Origin of the sequence: Mesorhizobium robiniae, from assembly GCF_040545535.1 — a bacterium.
Classification (GTDB): domain Bacteria; phylum Pseudomonadota; class Alphaproteobacteria; order Rhizobiales; family Rhizobiaceae; genus Mesorhizobium; species Mesorhizobium robiniae.
This window is the reverse complement of sequence record NZ_JBEPMC010000008.1, coordinates 240,476-259,901: the sequence shown is the minus strand read 5'-3', so window position 1 is coordinate 259,901 and position 19,426 is coordinate 240,476. Positions and strand designations below refer to the sequence as shown.

The 19,426-nt window shown below is 64.0% G+C and carries 20 protein-coding genes; 10 read left to right on the top strand and 10 right to left on the bottom strand.

What is annotated here, in order from left to right; genetic code table 11:
• Positions 1–35: 35 nt before the first annotated feature.
• Both ABID19_RS22850 and petA read right to left on the bottom strand, forming a co-directional pair.
• Positions 36–1,337 carry a cytochrome b gene (locus ABID19_RS22850; RefSeq protein ID WP_352933462.1) on the bottom strand — a complete coding sequence of 434 codons (1,302 nt, stop codon included), beginning with the start codon at positions 1,335–1,337 and terminating at the stop codon, positions 36–38.
• Between the two features lie 17 nt (positions 1,338–1,354).
• The gene (gene petA / locus ABID19_RS22845) at positions 1,355–1,915 is read right to left on the bottom strand and encodes a ubiquinol-cytochrome c reductase iron-sulfur subunit (protein ID WP_354493214.1); all 561 of its coding nucleotides are present in this window, start codon (positions 1,913–1,915) and stop codon (positions 1,355–1,357) included.
• Positions 1,916–2,216: 301 nt separating this feature from the next.
• Here petA and ABID19_RS22840 point away from each other — a divergent pair, with 301 nt between their 5' ends.
• Together ABID19_RS22840 and ABID19_RS22835 are read left to right on the top strand one after the other, a co-directional pair.
• Positions 2,217–2,573, top strand: a complete 357-nt coding sequence (locus ABID19_RS22840; RefSeq protein ID WP_354493213.1) for a cupin domain-containing protein — start codon at positions 2,217–2,219, stop codon at positions 2,571–2,573.
• An 85-nt stretch (positions 2,574–2,658) separates the two neighbouring features.
• Positions 2,659–3,510 (top strand): alpha/beta fold hydrolase, encoded by an 852-nt coding sequence (locus ABID19_RS22835; RefSeq protein WP_354493212.1) that lies wholly within the window; start codon positions 2,659–2,661, stop codon positions 3,508–3,510.
• A gap of 110 nt (positions 3,511–3,620) precedes the next feature.
• On the opposite strand, the gene ABID19_RS22830 is transcribed toward ABID19_RS22835, so the two are convergent.
• From ABID19_RS22830 to ABID19_RS22815, 4 genes are read right to left on the bottom strand one after another with little or no spacing between them, the layout of a single operon-like run.
• Positions 3,621–3,935, bottom strand: coding sequence for a DUF6665 family protein (locus tag ABID19_RS22830; protein WP_354493211.1), 315 nt, complete (start codon positions 3,933–3,935; stop codon positions 3,621–3,623).
• Between the two features lie 30 nt (positions 3,936–3,965).
• Complete coding sequence (locus ABID19_RS22825; RefSeq protein WP_354493210.1) at positions 3,966–5,849, bottom strand: ABC transporter ATP-binding protein; 1,884 nt, start codon at positions 5,847–5,849, stop codon at positions 3,966–3,968.
• Between the two features lie 28 nt (positions 5,850–5,877).
• On the bottom strand, positions 5,878–7,752 hold the full coding sequence (locus ABID19_RS22820; RefSeq protein ID WP_354493273.1) for an ABC transporter ATP-binding protein: 1,875 nt from the start codon (positions 7,750–7,752) through the stop codon (positions 5,878–5,880).
• Positions 7,753–7,780: 28 nt separating this feature from the next.
• Positions 7,781–8,224: a hypothetical protein gene (locus tag ABID19_RS22815; protein WP_354493209.1), complete on the bottom strand. Its 444-nt coding sequence runs from the start codon at positions 8,222–8,224 to the stop codon at positions 7,781–7,783.
• 422 nt (positions 8,225–8,646) lie between these two features.
• Here ABID19_RS22815 and ABID19_RS22810 point away from each other — a divergent pair, with 422 nt between their 5' ends.
• Together ABID19_RS22810 and soxR are read left to right on the top strand one after the other, a co-directional pair.
• Complete coding sequence (locus ABID19_RS22810) at positions 8,647–9,105, top strand: tRNA (cytidine(34)-2'-O)-methyltransferase (RefSeq protein WP_354493208.1); 459 nt, start codon at positions 8,647–8,649, stop codon at positions 9,103–9,105.
• Between the two features lie 169 nt (positions 9,106–9,274).
• Positions 9,275–9,721: a redox-sensitive transcriptional activator SoxR gene (gene soxR / locus ABID19_RS22805; RefSeq protein ID WP_354493207.1), complete on the top strand. Its 447-nt coding sequence runs from the start codon at positions 9,275–9,277 to the stop codon at positions 9,719–9,721.
• Here the strand turns inward: soxR and ABID19_RS22800 are convergent.
• The gene (locus ABID19_RS22800) at positions 9,718–9,975 is read right to left on the bottom strand and encodes a hypothetical protein (RefSeq protein WP_006202578.1); all 258 of its coding nucleotides are present in this window, start codon (positions 9,973–9,975) and stop codon (positions 9,718–9,720) included. The two genes, soxR and ABID19_RS22800, sit on opposite strands and share 4 nt — an antisense overlap.
• 105 nt (positions 9,976–10,080) lie before the next feature.
• Here ABID19_RS22800 and hemF point away from each other — a divergent pair, with 105 nt between their 5' ends.
• The 3 genes from hemF to ABID19_RS22785 all read left to right on the top strand — a co-directional run bounded on the left by hemF (position 10,081) and on the right by ABID19_RS22785 (position 11,973).
• A complete protein-coding gene (gene hemF, locus ABID19_RS22795; protein WP_354493206.1) occupies positions 10,081–10,995 on the top strand; it encodes an oxygen-dependent coproporphyrinogen oxidase in 915 nt (304 codons plus the stop codon).
• A gap of 245 nt (positions 10,996–11,240) precedes the next feature.
• Positions 11,241–11,501, top strand: coding sequence for a DUF1344 domain-containing protein (locus ABID19_RS22790; RefSeq protein ID WP_354493205.1), 261 nt, complete (start codon positions 11,241–11,243; stop codon positions 11,499–11,501).
• A 286-nt stretch (positions 11,502–11,787) separates the two neighbouring features.
• Complete coding sequence (locus ABID19_RS22785) at positions 11,788–11,973, top strand: DUF1059 domain-containing protein (protein ID WP_027024449.1); 186 nt, start codon at positions 11,788–11,790, stop codon at positions 11,971–11,973.
• Positions 11,974–11,978: 5 nt separating this feature from the next.
• Here the strand turns inward: ABID19_RS22785 and ABID19_RS22780 are convergent, their stop codons facing one another.
• Genes ABID19_RS22780 through ABID19_RS22770 form a run of 3 tightly spaced genes read right to left on the bottom strand, consistent with a single transcriptional unit; the run spans position 11,979 to position 14,536 of the window.
• Entirely contained in the window at positions 11,979–13,247 is a 1,269-nt protein-coding gene (locus ABID19_RS22780; protein WP_354493204.1) for a CCA tRNA nucleotidyltransferase, read from the bottom strand.
• Entirely contained in the window at positions 13,244–13,876 is a 633-nt protein-coding gene (locus ABID19_RS22775; protein ID WP_354493203.1) for a CoA pyrophosphatase, read from the bottom strand. Before ABID19_RS22775 ends, ABID19_RS22780 begins: the two co-directional genes overlap by 4 nt.
• 30 nt (positions 13,877–13,906) lie before the next feature.
• On the bottom strand, positions 13,907–14,536 hold the full coding sequence (locus ABID19_RS22770) for a DUF1285 domain-containing protein (protein WP_354493272.1): 630 nt from the start codon (positions 14,534–14,536) through the stop codon (positions 13,907–13,909).
• A gap of 146 nt (positions 14,537–14,682) precedes the next feature.
• Between ABID19_RS22770 and ABID19_RS22765 the strand changes: the two genes are divergently transcribed.
• The 3 genes from ABID19_RS22765 to ABID19_RS22755 are packed head-to-tail and all read left to right on the top strand — an operon-like array spanning position 14,683 to position 19,423.
• Positions 14,683–15,687 carry an AAA family ATPase gene (locus ABID19_RS22765; protein ID WP_352933427.1) on the top strand — a complete coding sequence of 335 codons (1,005 nt, stop codon included), beginning with the start codon at positions 14,683–14,685 and terminating at the stop codon, positions 15,685–15,687.
• Positions 15,687–16,601, top strand: coding sequence for a DUF58 domain-containing protein (locus ABID19_RS22760; protein ID WP_354493202.1), 915 nt, complete (start codon positions 15,687–15,689; stop codon positions 16,599–16,601). The genes ABID19_RS22765 and ABID19_RS22760 overlap by 1 nt, the downstream gene beginning before the upstream one ends.
• The gene (locus ABID19_RS22755) at positions 16,598–19,423 is read left to right on the top strand and encodes a DUF4159 domain-containing protein (RefSeq protein ID WP_354493201.1); all 2,826 of its coding nucleotides are present in this window, start codon (positions 16,598–16,600) and stop codon (positions 19,421–19,423) included. Before ABID19_RS22760 ends, ABID19_RS22755 begins: the two co-directional genes overlap by 4 nt.
• Positions 19,424–19,426 lie beyond the last annotated feature (3 nt).

Below are 19,426 nucleotides of genomic sequence, written 5' to 3'. Positions count from 1 at the left end.
GTCCGAAAACCGGTCTCCACTGTTCAGGATCATGCTCAGCCCTTGGTTTCCGGTGCGGCCGTCGCGCCAGCCGGATGTCCGCCGCCGCCCTTGTTTTTCTCGAGCACCGCCTCGGTGATCGAATTCGGCAGTCGCCGCGGCGTCTCGACCAGGCCCAGCACCGGCAGCACTACCAGGAAGAACGCGAAGTAGAACAATGTCGCCATCTGCGCCATGAAGACATAGCTGCCCTCAGCCGGCTGCGAACCCAGCCAGCCAAGCAGGACGGCATCGATCACGAACAGCCAGAAGAACAGCTTGTACCAGGGCCGGTAGACCGCCGAGCGCACCTTGGAGGTGTCGAGCCACGGCACCAGGAACAGCATGGCAATCGAGCCGAACATCGCGAGCACGCCGCCGAGCTTGGAGTTGATCGGCCCGATATTGAAGGTGATGGCGCGCAGGATCGCGTAGAACGGCAGGAAGTACCATTCCGGCACGATATGGGCAGGCGTCTTCAGCGGGTCGGCGACTATGTAGTTGTCCGGGTGGCCGAGAAAGTTCGGCAGATAGAAGACGAAATAGGCGAAGATGAACAGGAACACGAGCATCCCGAAGGCGTCCTTGATGGTCGCATAAGGGGTGAAGGCGACGGTATCGGTCTTCGATTTGACTTCGATGCCGGTCGGGTTCGACTGGCCGACCACATGCAGTGCCCATATATGCAGCACGACGACGCCGGCGATCATGAACGGCAAGAGATAGTGCAGTGAAAAGAAGCGGTTCAGCGTTGGATTGTCGACGGCGAAGCCGCCGAGCAGAAGCTCCTGGATCCAGTTGCCGACCAGCGGGATGGCGCTGAAGAAGCCGGTGATGACGGTCGCGCCCCAGAAACTCATCTGCCCCCAGGGCAGCACATAGCCCATGAAACCCGTCGCCATCATCAGAAGGTAGATGATGCAGCCAAGGATCCACAGAAGCTCGCGCGGTGCCTTGTAGGAACCGTAGTAGAGGCCGCGGAAGATGTGGATGTACACGGCGACGAAGAAGAACGACGCGCCGTTCGAATGCAGATAACGCAGCAGCCAGCCCGAATTCACGTCGCGCATGATCTTTTCGACCGAATCGAAGGCGAGCGTGCTGTCTGCCGCATAATGCATGGCCAGCACGATGCCTGTCAGCATCTGCGCCGCCAGCATGAGCGCCAGGATGCCGCCGAAGGTCCATGCATAGTTGAGATTGCGCGGCACCGGATAGGCGACGAAGCTGTCATAGACCAGCCGCGGCAGCGGCATGCGGGCGTCGAACCAGCGTCCGATCCCGGTCTTGGGCGTGTAGGTCGAGTGTCCCTCGCTCATCGAAATGTCCCCTCGCCTCAGCCGATACGGATCTTGGTGTCGGAAATGAACTGGAACACCGGCACCGCCATGTTCTCCGGCGCCGGCCCTCCACGGACGCGGCCGGCGGTGTCGTACACCGAACCATGGCACGGGCAGAACCAGCCGCCGAACTCGCCTTCCTGGCCGAGCGGAATGCAGCCGAGATGGGTGCAGACCTGGACCATTACCATCCAGGCTTCCTTGCCCGGCATGGTGCGGTTGGCGTCCGTCGCCGGTGCGTCGGCCGGCAGATTGGCGTTGCGGGCGAGCGGATCCTTGAGCTGGGCCAGATTGACCGCCTCGCCGTCCTTCATCTCTTGTTCGGTGCGGTTGCGCACGACCACCGGCTTGCCGCGCCATTTCACGACAAGCGACGTCCCCGGCGTCAGCGAAGAGACGTCGATCTCGACCGAGGCCAGTGCCAGCGTCGAGGCATCCGGGCGCATCTGGTCGATGAACGGCCAGGCGACGGCACCCGCGCCGACCACTGCGGCCATGCCGGTGGCGACGTAGAGAAAATCACGACGGTTGGGATCCTGGGTGTCGGTTGCGCTCACGGGTGCCTGATCCTTTCGCCTCTTCCGTGCCGGTGGCGAGCCCTATTCCCCGCTCATTCACGCCAACCCGACAGCGCATGGCGAACAGGCTAGCGAATTCCTCCGGCATTTGGACTTCGGTTTATGCGTGAAGCCTGTTTTTGTCCAGACGGGTGAAGGCACAAGGGCAGATTGTCGCGGGGACGCAAACCGGCGTCGGGCGGCAGGGCGACGACGACGGCCAAACCACAGGAAAACAACGGCAAAACCGGCGCCTGCAGTTGCCTCGACAGGAGACCCGTCCCCGGTCTATCCTCGGCCCATGGCGCATGTCATCGACCGCGACAAATGGGCCGGGGCGTCCGACCGCCGGTCCGACCATTGGCAAGGCGAACTGCAGTGCGGCGCCTACGGCTCCAGAAGCTGCCTGATCTTCAACTATCTGCCGGAGATCGGCGGCGGCCCGCGGCTGCACACGCATCCTTATTGCGAGATTTTCATCATCCGCGCCGGCACCGGGCTGTTCACCATCGGTGACCGGCAGATCGAGGCGTCGGCCGGCCAGATCCTGATCGTGCCGCCGAACACGCCGCACAAATTCACCAATCTCGGTCCAGGCACGCTGGAGACCACCGACATCCACGAAAACGGCAGCTTCATCACCGAATGGCTGGAATAGACGCGCGGTGCTATCATGTGGTGTGGTCTGGCCACAGCCAAAGCGCGCGTTAGATCATCGGCATCCGCATCTGAAGGTAACGCGAATGCCTGGACGCAGCATACAGGTCGAAGGCCTGATGATCGCCGTTCGCGAGGCGGGCCCAATGGCAGCGCCAGCCTTTCTCCTGCTGCATGGCTGGCCGCAAAGCTCCCATGCCTTCGAGCCGGCGATGGAGCGACTGTCGCAAAAATACCACGTCATCGCTCCCGATCTGCCGGGCATTGGCGGCTCATTCGGTGCCCCGAAGGCCGGTGACAAGAAGACCCTCGCGAGGCTCATGAAAAGTGTCGCCGACGCTTTCATGCTGGACCGGCCGGTGATCGTTGGTCATGACGTCGGCGGGCAGGTCGTGTTTTCAATGCTCCGCAATCATCGCGATGCTCTTGCTGGCGCAGTGATCATGGACGTCGCCATTCCCGGCATATCGCCGTGGGAGGAAGTGGTCCGCAATCCGCAGATCTGGCATTTCGCGTTTCATGCCGTGCCAAGGCTCCCCGAGGAACTCGTAACCGGCCATGAGCGCGCCTATTTCGATTTCTTCTTCGACGCTCTGAGCAAGGATGGCTCCGCTATTTCGTCCGAAGCGCGAGACATCTACGCCGAAGCCTATTCCCGCCCCGAAAGCCTGAAGGCCGGCTTCGACTGGTATCGCGCCTTCGCCGTCGACGCCAGGGAGAACACAATGACGCCGAAGACCGGGATCGACCTGCCCGTGCTGTATCTCAGAGGGTCGGCCGAGCCCGGCGCTGTCGAGGACTACCTGGAGGGTCTTCGTTCTGCGGGACTCACCAATATCGAAGGCGGCATCATTCCCGACAGCGGCCATTTCGCCGCCGACGAGAATCCGGGGGCGCTCGTCGAACGGCTCGTGCGCTTCCGCGAAGAAGTTCGCTAAAGGCATGTTGCCCAAAAACATGCCCAGGCTTGAACCAAGGGTGCGCAGCGACTTTGGGACAAGGATGCAGTATAAAGCGCGTCGCGCTTTGAGCGGCAGGCGCCGGATGCCTATCTGGCGCCGAGCCTGGCCAGCACGGCTTTTGGGATATTGTACTCCCGGATCACTGCCTCGTGCCTGCGCAAGCCGCACAATTCGCGCTGGATGAAATAGCCGTGGACGGCCTCAGCGGCATCCTTGAGCAGCCGGGCACGCTGTTCGCCATCGTCGCCATATTCGCGCAACCTCGCCAGCGTTTCATCCACGCGTCGGCCGGCGCGGCCGAGCGCCGCTGCCTTTTCGCCGAGGATTTCATGGCCGAGCAGGTCGAGTGCGCTCTCCTGCGCTCCCGACCGTCCGAAATTCGATGGCATTCGCACCGACATGATCCACTCCGGTCTTGCTGGGGTCCTGGCCTACTCCGCCGGCCGCGTCTCCTCCAGCACGCTCTCCTCGTTGAACAGGAAGCCGCCGGATTGCCGCTTCCACAGCCGCGCATAGAGCCCGTCGAGCGCGACCAGTTCGTCATGCGTGCCTTGTTCGACGATACGGCCGCCGTCGAGCACCACCAGGCGATCGAGTGCCGCGATGGTCGACAGCCGGTGCGCTATGGCGATGACCGTCTTGTTCTCCATCAGCCTCGCCAGATTTTCCTGGATGGCCGCCTCGATGTCGGAATCGAGCGCCGACGTCGCTTCATCGAGTATCAGGATCGGCGCGTCCTTGAGGAAGACGCGGGCGATCGCCACGCGCTGGCGCTGGCCGCCCGACAATTTCACGCCGCGCTCGCCGACAAAGGCCTCGTAGCCCTGGCGATCGCGATTGTCGCGCAAGTCGAGGATGAAGTCGTGCGCCTCGGCCTTCTTGGCGGCCGCGATCACCTCGGCGTCCGTCGCGTCGGGCATGCCGAGCTTGATGTTGTCGCGAAGCGAGCGATGGAACAGTGCGGTATCCTGGCTGACGACGCCGATATTGGCGCGCAGAGAATTCTGCGTGACTTTGGCAACATCCTGGCCGTCGATCATTATTTTTCCGCCCTCTAGGTCGTAGAGGCGTAGGATCAGATTGGCCAGCGTCGTCTTGCCGGCGCCGGACGGCCCGACCAATCCGACCTTCTCGCCCGGCCGCACGACGAGGTCGATGCCGTTGAGCACGCCGAACCCCTTGCCGTAGTGGAACTCGACGTTCTTCACGTCGATCCGGCCGCCGCCTACCACAAGCTCCCTGGCGTCGGGCGCATCGGTCAGGCCGAGCGGCTGCGAGATCAGCGCCTTGGAGTTTTCCAGAACGCCGAGATTCCGCAGGATGCTGTTGAGCTGCATCATCAGCCGGCCGAGCAGCATGTTGAGCCGCAACACCAGCGACAGGGTGAAGGCGACGGCCCCCACTGTGATCGAGCCTTCGACCCAGAGATAGACGGCAAAACAGGCGATCGCCGTGATCATGATCCCCGACAGCGTCGTCAGCGCCATGCGCACGCCGGTCAGCCGGCGGGTGAACGGCCGCAGCGCGTCGAGATAGATATCGAAACCGCTCCTGATGTAGCGGTCGTCGCCGTCGGCGGAGAACAGCTTCAGCGTCTGCACGTTCGAATAAGAATCGACGATGCGGCCGTTGATCATAGAACCGGCCTCGGCGGTTGCCTCGGCATGCTTGCGGATCGCCGGCAGGTAGCGCTTGGCCAGCCAGCCGAAGGCGGTGATCCAGATCACCACCAGCACCGCCAGTCTGAGATCGAGGCTGGCGACCAGAACCAGCGTCGTCACCGTATAGACGACCATGAACCAGACGACCTCGATGAAGCTTTCCATCAGATCGCCGGTCGCCTGCCCCGCCTGCCAGACCTTGGTTGCGATGCGGCCGGCGAAATCGTTCTGGAAAAAGGCGTAGGACTGGCGCGAAACATGGTGGTGAGCCTGCCAGCGCACCAGATTGTAAAAGCCGGGCGTGATTGTCTGCTCGTCGACCAGCGCCGCCAGGCCGACGACAACTGTGCGGATGACCAGCACCACGGCGGCCATGAAGACAAGTTCGGGACCGGCGGCAGTCCACAGCGCGTCCCAGCTGCGCTCGCCGGGGAGCTGGTCGAGAATGTCGACCAGCCGCCCGACGAAGTAGAACAGTCCGGCCTCGACCAGCGGCGCGATGCCGCCGATGACCAGCATGGCGAAGAAGGCGAATTTCGCCTGGCCGACATAGTGCCAGAGGAACCCCCTGACGCTGACCGGTGGCCGAAGGTCCGCGGGCTCCCTGAATGGGTAGACCCAGTTCTCGAACCAGCGATAGACGGCAATCATCATTCGGCGGCTATCATTGTGCTGCCTGCCTTCATTCTGCTGCTTGCCCCTTGACGATCGCGTCGTTGGCGGCGGCACTGTCGTCGAGCAGGAAGCCGCCCGACTGGCGCTGCCAAAGCTGCGCATAAAGCCCGCCGCTGGCGACGAGTTGCTCATGCGAACCTTCCTCGATGACGCGGCCCTTGTCCATGACGACGAGCCGGTCCATCGCCGCGATGGTCGAGAGCCGGTGCGCGATGGCGATGACGGTCTTGCCTTGCATGAGCTTATAGAGGTTCTCCTGGATGGCTGCCTCGGCCTCGGAATCGAGCGCAGACGTCGCCTCGTCGAGAATGAGGATCGGCGCGTCCTTCAGCATAACGCGGGCAATGGCAATGCGTTGCCGCTGGCCGCCGGACAATTTGACGCCGCGATCGCCGACATGCGCATCGAAACCCGTGCGGCCGCTGGCATCCGAAAGCCTCGATATGAAATCAAGCGCCTCGGCCCGGCGTGCCGCCTCGATCAGCATCTCCTCGCTGGCGTCCGGCCGGCCATACAGGATGTTCTCGCGCACCGAACGATGCAGCAGCGAGGTGTCCTGGGTGACCATGCCGATCTGAGCACGCAGCGAATCCTGCGCCACCGCCGCGATTTCCTGGCCGTCGATCAGGATCCGGCCAGCTTCGAGGTCGTAGAAGCGCAACAGAAGGTTGACCAGTGTCGACTTGCCGGCACCCGAGCGGCCGACGATGCCGACCTTTTCGCCCGGCTTCACCGTCAGCGACAGGCTTTCGATGATGCCCTTCTGCTTGCCGTAGTGGAAGCGGATGTCCTCGAAACGGATCTCGCCCTTGTTCACGGCAATATCCTTGGCCCCCGGCCTGTCTTCGACGAGGCGCGGCAGTGAGATCGAGCTGATGCCGTCCTGCACAGTGCCGATATTCTCGAACAGGGCCGACATCTCCCACATGATCCACTGCGACATGCCCCAGAGCCGAAGCACGAGGCCGATCACCAGGGCGACGGCGCCGATCGTCACCGCCTGGCCGAGCCACAGCCACAGCGAGATCGCGGTGACCGAAAACAACAGCAGCGAATTCAGGATGTAGAGCAGGCCGTAGAGCTGCGTCACCAACCGCATCGACCGGTACACCGTATCGAGAAAGCCGGCCATGCCTTCCCTGGCGAAGGATGCCTCGCGCCGTGCGTGCGAGAACAGCTTCACCGTCTGGATGTTGGAGTAGCTGTCGACGACGCGGCCGGTCATGGTCGAGCGCGCATTGGCCTGCTCCTCGCCGACCTTGCCCAATCGCGGAATGAAATAGCGCAAGAGCAAGACATAGCCGGCAAGCCAGACGCCAAGCGGTGCCGCCAGCCGCAAGTCGGCCGAGCCGACGATGAACAGCATGCCCAGGAAATAAACGACGATATAATTGAGCACGTCGATAAGCTTGATGACGCACTCACGCACCGCAAGCGCGGTCTGCATCAGCTTGGTCGCGATGCGTCCGGCGAACTCGTCCTGATAGAAGCTCATCGACTGCTTGAGCAGATAGCGATGCACCTGCCAGCGGATACGCATCGGATAATTGCCCATTAGCGTCTGCTGGTTGAGGAGCGAATGGAACCAGACCGTCGCCGGCAACGCAAAAACCACGATGAACGCCATGCCGGCGAGCTTCCAGCCCTCGGCCTGCAGGAACGTCTCGCGATTCTGCACCGACAGCCAGTCGACGATCCGGCCCATGAAGCCGAACATCCACACCTCGGCGACGGCAATTGCCGTCACCAGCACCGCATCGAGAGCGATGTATGGCCAGGCGCCGCGCGTATAGTGCACGCAAAAGCCGATCAGCGTCTTCGGCGGCTCGACCGGTTCCTCGGCGGGGAATGGATCGAGCCTTCTTTCAAACCAGCGGAACATTGTCTTGGTACCCATATGCTGTTTTCGCTCACGCGGCGCGGGAGCTCGTGGCGTCCTGGGAGCGCGTAACGTTCTGGAGACGTGGGACATCCTGGGATCGCGTGGCGGCAAAGACCGGCGCCCCCGAATCATCCGGGCCGCCGATCCTGCTTCGCGCAATATAGGACGTCGCGGTCTTTTCGCCGACAGGCTCGTTTGGCGATCCTGACAGCGTGGTGTCGACGACCCGGAGTTTCGCGGCTGTCTTTGCGCCAGGCCGGATCAGTCTGATGATCCGGCGCACCAGCGACGGCCGGCTGCGGTCGGGAACCGCGCGCGAGAAATCGACGTCCGGCAGCATGCCGCGATGCGGGCGCCGACGGGTCTCGGCGTGAACCGCCGACGAATAGGTTTCGCCGATCAAAAGCGCCCAGGTCGCCATCCTGCGCTCGTGCAGGCTTCTTGAACCGGGAATTCTGCAGGGATCGAACATCGGTCCGTCCTCCATGTGAAAGTGTAGGAAAAAGGCTGAGTCCGGCCTGTTCGCGGGCGAACGGCCGGCGAAAGGCGAGGATTGAACAAAGGCGTGTTCAGGTGGGGCGTTCAGCCCCTTCGACAGCTTGAAAAACATCGCAGGATTCTTTCGAAGACCGAAAAAGGTTTCGGCGAAGAATCGGTGCGATCGAAGTTTAAAAGGTCAGGAGAATCGTCGTACCGAAACCGCCAGCAGGCTGGTAAGCCCACAAGAGGGGCGCTGGATGTACATGATCATCATGAATTACCCCTCCATCGGTTCGGGTTGACAATGCCCGGCGTATAACCGACTTCGCAAAAAATGACCACCCGCCAGTCCAGCAATTTCCAAAACCGCGCGACCCCTGTGGCCGATCTGCCACGGATCAAAATGGCGTGGAAATGAACGACCGTCTCCGCATCGCGCTCTACCAGCCGGATATCGCCGGCAACACCGGGACAATCCTGCGCTTTGCCGCTTGCCTCGGTCTCGGCGTCGACATCATCGAACCGGCCGGCTTCCCGCTCTCCGACCGGGCGCTGAAACGGGCCGGCATGGATTATCTCGAAATGGCGCGGCTTACCCGGCATGTCGACTGGCACGCCTTCGAGAACTGGCGCCGAGGCGAAGCGCGGCGGCTGGTGCTGCTGTCGACCAAAGCCGCGACCGCCTACACGGATTTCGTCTTCACCGACGATGACGTCCTTCTGTTCGGTCGCGAGTCCGCAGGTGTGCCGGATTCTGTCCACCAGGCGGCGGACGCGCGACTGATCATCCCTATGCAGCCTGGCGCGCGCAGCATCAACGTCGCGCTCTCGGTCGCCATGGTGGCCGGCGAGGCGATCCGGCAACTCGCATAGGATTTGCAGACCCTCGGTGGGCGCTACGTTTATCGCGGCTTTCTGGCCGACAACCACACCATCTCTTGTCACTCTCACCCAGGCGCACATCGCCTTCTCCTGCGGTTTGCATATCAAGAGTTTCTTGGTTACAAGCTCAACTTAACTTGAGGTCAAGTGGAAAATTCGAATGGCTGCGGTGACGGAATTGACGGTCGGTCAAGTGGCGGCGCGAAGCGGCGTGGCAGTGTCAGCGCTGCATTTCTACGAGGCGCGCGGACTGATCCGCAGCCACCGCACATCAGGCAACCAGCGGCGCTACGGCCGCGACGTGCTGAGGCGTGTGGCGATCATCAGGATCGCGCAAGAGGTCGGCATCTCGCTGGCCGAGATCGGTGCTGCACTTCAAGCGCTGCCTGAAGGCCGCACGCCGACGCGCGAGGACTGGAACCTGCTTTCGACGGCCTGGCGCGACCAGCTCGATCAGAAGATTGCCCAGTTGAAGAAGCTGCGCGACGGGCTGACCGACTGCATCGGCTGCGGCTGCATGTCGATCGACAAGTGCCCGCTGCGGAACAAGGAAGACCGTTTAAGCGCCCAAGGGCCGGGAGCGAGGCGGTTGTTGGTCGTTCGTTAATCGGCCGCCGGCAATCGCCTGATGGTGAATTCGATGACGTCGCCCGGCCGCTCGAACCAACTTTCGATCTCGGTCCAGTAGGCCTGCTTGGGAAAGCGCTCGAACCACTCCTTCGCCTTGAGCCGCGCATCGGAGCGCGGCAGCACGAAGGTCTCGCGCAGGAAGCCGTCGCGCGGCATGCGCTCGCGCTCGGCGCGCGAACGGTCGAGCCTCTTCTTCAGGCCATCCAGCGGCGGTCTTGCCGGGGTGCGCACGAAAGAACTCCATTCACACTTGACCCTTGCACCCAAGAGATTAGGGATCGCGGCCGGAAAAGACGAGTCATTTGTCGGGGTGCGCCCCGCAACCGGAGACAGCATTTGCAACGACCCGAAATAGCGGCGGGGCTGCCGGCCGACATCGAACAGAAAAAGATGAAGGCGCGGCTGTGGTTCGAGACGTTGCGCGAGCGCATCTGCGCCACTTTCGAGCAGATCGAGCAGGACCTGCAGGGGCCGCAGGCCTCATGGTCGCCCGGCCGCTTCGAAAAGACGCCGTGGGAGCGCGACGCTGGCAAGGGCGGCGGCGGCATGATGTCGATGATGCGTGGTCGCGTCTTCGAGAAGGTCGGCGTCCACACCTCTACCGTCTACGGCGAGTTCTCGCCGGAGTTCAGGAAGCAGATGCCGGGCGCCGAGGAAGACCCGAGCTTCTGGGCAAGCGGCATTTCGCTGATCGCCCATCCTTGGAACCCCAACGTGCCGGCCGTGCACATGAACACGCGCATGGTCGTCACCTCGCGCCACTGGTTCGGCGGCGGCGCCGACCTGACGCCGGTGCTCGACCGCCGCCGCACCCAGGACGACCCGGACACGGTTGCCTTCCACCGCGCCATGCAATTCGCCTGCGACAAGCATCCGGCGGTGGCCGACCACGCGAAATTCAGGGTCTGGTGCGACGAGTATTTCTATCTGCCGCACCGCAACGAACCGCGCGGCACCGGCGGCATTTTCTTCGACTGGCTGCATTCGGACGAGGACAGAGGCGGCTGGAACGCCGATTTCAACTTCGTCCAGGATGTCGGGCGCGCTTTTCTCGTCGTCTACGGGCATCTGGTGCGGGCCAATTTCAACGATAACTGGACCGACGGCGATCGCGAAGAACAGCTGATCCGCCGTGGCCGCTATGTCGAATTCAACTTGCTTCACGATCGCGGCACCATCTTTGGGCTGAAGACCGGCGGCAACGTCGCCTCGATCCTGTCCAGCCTGCCGCCAGAGGTGAAATGGCCGTAAAATCTCGGTGAGTTGGACGTGAACCGCAATCAGGTCCAAATCGCTGGATTCTGGCGGCGAATGTGGCACGGAGAATATCTTTTTCGTCTAATATCCCTTTGAAAAAACAGGGCTATTTTTCGTTTCAGGCCGGGAAACGCCGGCGGTTCTCACCTCCTCCAGAACCGCGACTCGACGCGACCGGACGGCCTAATGATCGAGTGAGGCACCTTTTTAAGTGCCCTCATTTTCCAGGAGAGCATGCCATGCGCAAGCTTATTATGTCGGCTGCGGCTGTTGCCGTTCTTGCCTCTGGTGGCGCTGCCTTCGCAGCGGTCAAGCACACCACGGGTACAGTCAAGGTCTATGATGGAACGGCTATGAGCCTTGTTCTGGATGACGGATCTACCTTTACGCTGCCCAAGGCCTTCAAGGATCCTGGCCTGAAGGTCGGCGAAAAGGTTCGCGTTTCATGGGACATGAGCGGCAAGAGCAAAATTGCCGAGGCAGTCAGGATCGTGAAGTGACGGCCTGCCCGCTGGAGCAAGACGAGGTCTTGCCTCCAGAGCAAGACACAGTCTTGTCGCCGGGAGCAAGACAAGTCTTGTCTCCGGGGTAGCGTAAGAAGGCGGAGCAGCGCTGCTCCGCCTTTTCGGTCTTTGCGGCAACCAAAACCAATCGATCGTGTTATGCTTGCTCGGCCAGCGTATGACCCGAATACCGATACCGGTTTTCGACAGGGATCATGCGTCGATCAAAGGTGCTGGAGCTTCCGCATTCAGCGGCGCTCCGAGGAGGAAAAGGAGAAATCCGATGAAGGAATTCCACTGCGGCTCGCTCGTTCCGGGTTGTGACTGGCACACGCGCGCCGAAGAGGAAGCCGAAGTCATGCGTCGTGCGGTCGAGCACATGCGCGAGACGCATGGCGAGACGATCATCCGCGAGACGATGATCGAAGCCATCCGTTCGCGCATCGAAAAGGCCCGCGACGCGGCCTGACCTGCTTAACTTTCGAGTGCTTCTGCGGCGCGCCCGAGGAGCGCGCCGCGATCCAGCGCAAAGCCGGACTCGATCCACTCGTTTTCAAGATTTTTCAAGGTTGCGCCGAGTTTCGGCCCAGGCGACGCGCCAAGCGTCGTCAGATCGGCGCCCTTGAGCGGAAAAACGGGCTTTTTCCACCTTCCGGCGAAGGCCAGCAGGCGCGAGAAGCCGCCGGCTTCGAGCAGCGCGTCATTGTCGTCGACCGCGCGGGCTCGAGCCGAAGCGAGCGACAGCCGCAAACGATCGACAAAGCCCTGATGATCGCCACGATAGAGCCGTTTTGCGAGCTCCGTTTCGGTCGTCTTCGGCTCGACAGGCGCTGTCAGCGCCCACTGCCTGAGACGGCCGGCTTGGCTGACCGAGAATCTCAGCCGCTCAGCGAGCGTCTTCATCCGCGCCGCGTCCGGAGGCACGATCGCTTCCAGCCTGAGCAGCGGATCCGGCGTCCAGCCCAGATCCTTTTCGGCCCTGGTCAGCGCATGGATCGCATCGATGCCCCATTTCTCGCTCTCCGGCAGAACGCTGGTGAGCACGCTGGCCTGGCGCATCCACAGCAAGGCGCGTGATGGATCGGGGGCCGACAGCAGTTTCTTCAACTCGGACCAGACGCGCTCGACCGAGAGTTGGCCGAGCCCCTGCTTGAGCCGGGCGCAAGCCTTCAGCCCTTCGGCATCCGGCCGGCCGTCGCCATACCAGGCAAAGAAGCGAAAAAAGCGTAGGATGCGCAGATAATCCTCGCGGATACGAGCTTCAGGATCGCCGATGAAGCGCAGCCGGCGCGCCTCGATGTCGGCAACCCCGCCGACCAGGTCGACGACCGTGCCGTCGGCCTCGGCATAGAGCGCGTTGATGGTGAAATCGCGCCGTTGCGCGTCGGCGTTCCAGTCGCGCCCGAACGACACCTTGGCCCGCCGGCCGTCGGTCTCGATATCGGCACGCAGCGTGGTCACCTCGAATGGCTTCCCGCCGGCGACAATCGTGACGGTGCCGTGCTCGATGCCGGTCGGCACGGCCTTGAAGCCCGCCGCCTCGGCGCGGCGGATGGTCTCATCGGGTAGGCAAGTGGTGGCGATATCGACGTCGGCGACCGGCTGGCCGATGAGCGCGTTGCGCACCGCGCCGCCGGCAACACGCGCCTCCTCGCCGCCATCGGCCAGCGCCGCCAGCAGACGCTGCAGGTGCTTTTCGCCGAGCCAGTCGGCTTTGCCCGCGAGCGACACCGCGCCGCTCACGTATAGAGCCTTTCATAGAGCGTGCGGATGATGCCGGCGGTGACGCCCCAGATGCGCTGGCCGTCATAGGGCATCTCGTAGAAGAACCATTCCAGGTCGTTCCACATGCGGCTGTCGCGGCCGTGGTTGGCCGGGTCCATCAGGAAGCGCAGCGGCACTTCGAAGGCGGCATCGACCTCCTCGGAATTCAGCGTCAGTGAAAAACCCGGCCGCACGATCCCCAGCACCGGGGCGATGCGGTAGCCGCTGCCGGAGACATAATCGGGCATGCGGCCGATGATCTCGATCTGGTCCTGGCCGAGGCCAATCTCCTCGAATGTCTCGCGCAATGCCGCCGCCTCCGGGCTCAGATCGGTGGGGTCGATCGTGCCGCCGGGAAAAGCCACCTGCCCCGAATGGTTGCGCAGCTTTTCCGCCCGTTTCGTCAGCAGAACCGTGGCATCGCGTCCATGGTCGACCACCGGGATCAGCACGGCGGCATCGCGCAATGCCTTCGCCAGCTTCAAACGCGGATGGCCGGGATTGAAGCGATGGTCGCCATAATCGTCGGCGGCATGCGCCAGCGGCTGTGCCGCGACACGGGCGCGAAAATCCTCGGCGGAAAACGGCGCCCGCGTCACTTGGTCCATAGCGTCACCTGGTCCATCGTACGCTGCCTCTCATGCGCTCAGCCGCTGCAGCTTTTCCGCCGTCATGATCGGATAGACCACGCCCTTCGAGCGGACGGCAAACATCCTTCTGCCGCCGACCTCTATCTCTTCGCCATGCCCGACCAATTCGTACATGACCGGCCGCGCCACCAGCGCCTCCAGCCGTCCGCGCACCAGCACATAGGGTTTCAGGCCACCCGTCGCGTCCTCGTCGACGAAGCGCAGCGGATGGTCCGGCCCGGCCTCGACCACGTCGCCGACATTGGTGCGGAAGGTGATGACTTGGCCATCGCCGGTGCTGGAAACGTCCATCTCGACGGCGATGAAGGGCGCATCGGCGACGCGGATACCGACCCTTTCGACCGGCGTCACCAGGTAGGTCTTGCCGTCTTCGTCCTTGCGCAGCACGGACGAAAACAGCTGCACCAGCGGCATGCGGCCGATCGGCGTGCCGAGATAAAACCAGGTACCGTCCTGCCTGATCTCCATGTCGAGATCGCCGCAAAAGGCCGGATTCCAGCGCTCCACCGGGGCCGGCCCCTTGCCCGCGCGGGCGGCACGCGAGATCAGCGCCTCCAGTCCGCGCGCCTCGGTGGCGGCCGTCAAACTCTCTTCACGATCCTCGGCGCGTTCCGTCATGGTCACGAAATAGTCACTGTTGTTCCGCTTGTCAGCCTAAGTCTGTGATTTAAATTCAAAGACGGGCGCCATGCGAGGCCGAATCGCGGCATTCTGCGGCGTCGAGGGTGCAAGCCGGTATTTCCAACGAGAAGGATCGATGCTGCATGAGCGTGATGATCAAGGAAAGCCCGATCAGCGAAAAGGACATGATCGCCCAGGCGGAGACGGCGCTGGCCGACATTTCCAGGGTTCGCGACGGCGTCGGCCGCGTCATCTTCGGCCAGGAAAGCGTCGTCGAACGCACGCTGGTGGCGCTGCTGGCCGGCGGCCATGCTCTGCTCGTCGGCGTGCCCGGCCTCGCCAAGACCAAGCTGGTCGAGACACTGGGCATCGTGCTCGGCCTCGATTCCCGCCGCATCCAGTTCACGCCCGACCTGATGCCGTCCGATATTCTCGGCTCCGAGGTGATGGAGCAGGATGAATTCGGCAAGCGTTCCTTCCGCTTCATTTCCGGGCCGATCTTCGCGCAGCTGCTGATGGCCGACGAGATCAACCGCGCCTCGCCGCGCACCCAGTCGGCGCTGCTGCAGTCGATGCAGGAATACCACGTCACCATCGCCGGTGCTCGCCACGACCTGCCGGCGCCGTTCCATGTGCTGGCGACACAGAACCCACTGGAGCAGGAGGGCACTTATCCGCTGCCAGAGGCGCAGCTCGACCGCTTCCTGATGCAGGTCGACATCCTTTATCCCGAAATCGAGGCGGAGCGCCGCATTCTTCTGGAAACCACCGGGATCGAGGACGCCAAGGCGCAGAACGTGCTGCAGCCGGCGCGGCTGAAGGAGATCCAGACCTTGATCCGCCGCATGCCGGTGCCGGAAAGCGTCGTCGAGGCGATCCTCCAGCTGGTGCGCTCGGCGCGCCCCGGCCAAGGCAACGCCGAGACCGACAAGCACGTCGCCTGGGGCCCTGGCCCGCGCGCCAGCCAGGCGCTGACGCTGTGCGCCCGCGCCCGCGCCCTCTACGACGGACGGCTGGCGCCGTCGGTCGACGACATCAGAGCGCTGGCCGAGCCGGTGCTGCAGCACCGCATGGCGCTGACCTTTGCCGCCCGTGCCGAGGGCACGACCGTGCGCGACGTGGTGGCGAAACTGGCAAAAGGCATCTGATGGCGCGTATTGGCGAGGCCCAGGCACCGGCAGCGACGCGTGACGCGCTCGCCCGCGGCCGGTTGCGGGCGTCGCTGGTGCCTGACCTGCTGGTCGAGGCGCGCCGCATCGTCAACACGGTGATCGCCGGCTGGCACGGCCGCCGCAAACGCGGGATCGGCGAGAATTTCTGGCAATTCCGGCCCTATGTCGAAGGCGATTCCTCGCGCATCGACTGGCGCCGCTCGGCCCGCGACGATCACATTTATGTGCGCGACCGCGAATGGGAGGCCGCCCATACCGTGTGGCTGTGGGCCGATCCCTCGCCCTCGATGCTCTACAAATCGACCGGAGCCACCGTCTCGAAGGAATCCCGCGCGCTGGTGCTGGCGCTGGCCATGGCCGAGCTTTTGTCGCGCAGCGGCGAGCGCATCGCCTGGCCCGGCCTGACCGATCCGTTCACCGCCCGCAACGGTGCCGAACGTATCGCGGCGCAACTCACCCATGCCGGCGAATTGCCGGCTAAGCCCGACCTGTCCGCCATCCGCCGCTTCTGCGACATCGTCATCGTCAGCGATTTCCTCGATCCGGTCGAGGACACGATCGCCTGGCTCGACGTGCTCGCTCGCCACGGCGTGCGTGCCCATCTGATCGAGGTCGCCGACCCGGCCGAGGAGAGATTTCCCTATGCCGGCCGCACCGAATTCACCGATCCCGAGACCGGCGACAAACTGACCGCCGGCCGCGCCGAAACGCTGGGCGATGAATACCGCCTGCTTTACACCGCCCGCCGCCAGGAACTGACCGACTGGTGCAAGCGGCTCGGCTGGAGCTTCACGGTCAACCACACCGATCGCGTCGCCTCCGAAGCGCTGGTGCGCGTCCATATGGCGATGACCGTCGATGGCAGCTCCGCCGGGAGGATCCGCGCATGAGCTGGCTGCCGCTCTCTTTCGGGGCGCCGATGGTGCTGTGGGGCCTTCTGGCACTGCCGGTGATCTGGTGGCTTTTGCGGTTCACCCCGCCCAAGCCGCAGACCGAGGTCTTCCCGCCCCTGAAGATCCTGGCCCGGGTGCTGAAGCGCGAGGAGACGCCGCAACAGAGCCCATGGTGGCTGACGCTGCTCAGGCTGCTGATGGCTGCCCTTATCGTTGCAGCACTGGCCGAACCTGTCTTCAACCCGCGTGAAAAACTGCCGGCCGAAGGCGCCGCCCTTGCGCTGGTGATCGATAATGACTGGGCAAGTGCCGCCGACTGGGGCCAGCGCGTCGCCACGGCCGAACGGCTGATCGCCGATGCCAGCTCCAACGACGTGCCTGTCATCATCGCCTTCACCGCCGAAAAGCCGAATGCCGAGATCGGCCCCTTCGACGCCGCCACCGCGCTCGACCGGCTGCGCGCGGCAAAGCCGCGGCCGATCCCGACCGACCGCCCTGCCGTCTACGCCCGCGTCGCAGCAACCCTGGAGAGCTTGCCGGGCGCCAGCGTCGCCGTGCTCGCCGACGGTTTGGCGGCGGAAGGCGACGAGGCCGCCTTCAACACGCTTTTGTCGAAGAACGCCGCCCGTGTCGTCTGGGCTGTCTCCGACCGGCCTGACTTGATCGGCCTGACCAGCGCCGACAATCAGGTGGACGGCTTCGAGCTGACCGCCATCCGTGCACCGGGCGATCCGGCGCCGGCTCAGGTGACGGCCGGCGCTTTCGACGATAAGGGCCGCCGCATCGCCGACGCCACGCTGACCTTCTCGCCGGGCGAATCCGCCGCCACCGGCACGATGGCGGTGCCGTTCGAACTGCGCAACGATTTCGCCTCGATTACGCTCGACGGCCAGCGGCAGGCCGGCGCCGTCCGCGTGCTCGACGAGAGTTCCAAACGCCGCCGCGTCGGGCTGCTGTCGCAGGCCGAGGCCGACCAGGCGCAGCCGCTTCTGTCGCCGCTCTACTATATCCGCCGCGCGCTGCAGCCCTTCGCCGATCTGGCTGAGCCGTCGAGCGCCGACCTTGCCGACGCCATCCCGCAACTGCTCGACCAGAAGCCGGCGATGATCGTCATGGCCGATATCGGCACCATTCCTGAGCAGGTACGGCAAAGGCTGGTCGACTGGGTCGACAATGGCGGCACACTTGTGCGGTTCGCCGGCTCGCGGCTGGTCGCCGCCGGCAATGATGACGACCTGCTGCCGGTCAGGCTGCGCACCGGCGAGCGCTCGCTTGGCGGCGCGCTGTCGTGGACGACGCCGCAGCCGGTCACCGATTTCCCGAAGACCGGCCCCTTCGCCGACCTCGCTCCGCCCGCCGAGGTCACCGTCACCAGGCAGGTGCTGGCCGAACCGACGCCAGATATCGTCGAGCGCACCTGGGCGACGCTTGCCGACGGCACGCCGCTGGTGACCGGGATGAAGAAGGGCAAGGGCACGCTCGTCCTGTTCCATGTCACGCCGGAGGCGACCTGGTCGAACCTGCCGATCTCCGGCAGTTTCGTCGAGATGCTGCGCCGCATCGTGCAACTGTCGCGCAACCAGGGCGCTGCGGTCGCCAATGCCGAGGCCGCGGCCGCCTCGCTGGCGCCCTACCGCATGATATCAGCCGACGGCGCGCTGGTGCCGCCGACGCCGGATGCGCGGCCGCTGGTGCCGGGTGCCGGCCCGCTGCCGGTGACGTTCGAGAACCCGCCCGGCTTGTACGGCTCCGAAACCGGCGTCTTCGCCCACAATCTGCTCAATGCCGAAAGCAGCTTCGCACCGCTGGTCCGTCCTCAGATCACAGTGCCGGTTACCACCATCCAGTACGCTTTCGACGAATCGCAGAATTTGAAGGGCCCGCTGGTGGCGGCAGCCCTTTTGCTGATGGTGCTCGACACGCTGGCCGTATTTTGGATGGGCGGCCTGTTCTCGCGCCGGCCGCGCCGCGCCCGCACTGCTGCCGCAACCACCGCCGCCCTGATGATTGCGCTCGGCGCCCTGGCCGGTCACGCCGACATCGCCCGCGCCGACGATGCCAAACCCGGCGATGCCAGGGCGATCGAGGACATTTCAAAGACCCGGATCGCTTATGTGCAGACCGGCGAACAGAGCGTCGATTCGATCAGCCAAGCCGGGCTGGAGGGCCTGACCCGCTTCCTGATCGAGAAAACCGCGCTCGAGCCGGGGGCGCCGGCCAGCGTCGACATCTCGAAGGACCAGCTATCCTTCTATCCCCTTATCTACTGGCCGATCGACCCTGCCGCACCGATGCCGAGTCAGGCCGCGATCGCCCGCGTCGACGCCTATATGCAGCAGGGCGGCACGGTGCTGTTCGACACGCGCGACGAGTTCGCCACCGGCATCGGCGCGGATTCGGCCAGCCCGGCGACAGAGCGGCTGCGCGACATCCTCGGCAATCTCAACGTGCCGCCGCTGGAACCGGTGCCGTCGGACCATGTGCTGACCAAATCCTTCTACATCCTGCCTGAGTTTCCCGGACGCTTTGCCGGCAGCCCGCTCTGGGTCGCGGCGTCGCTCGAAGCCAGCAACACCGAGAACCGTCCGGTGCGCACCGGCGACGGCGTCTCGCCGATCATGATCACCGCCAATGATTTCGCCGGCGCTTGGGCGGTCGACGAGAACGGCGACCCGCTTTTGCCGACCGTGCCGTCGGACCCGATGCAGCGCATCTACGCGCTGCGCGCCGGCGTCAACATCATGATGTACATGCTGACCGGCAACTACAAATCCGATCAGGTGCACGTGCCGGTGCTGCTCGAACGGCTGGGGCAGTAAGCC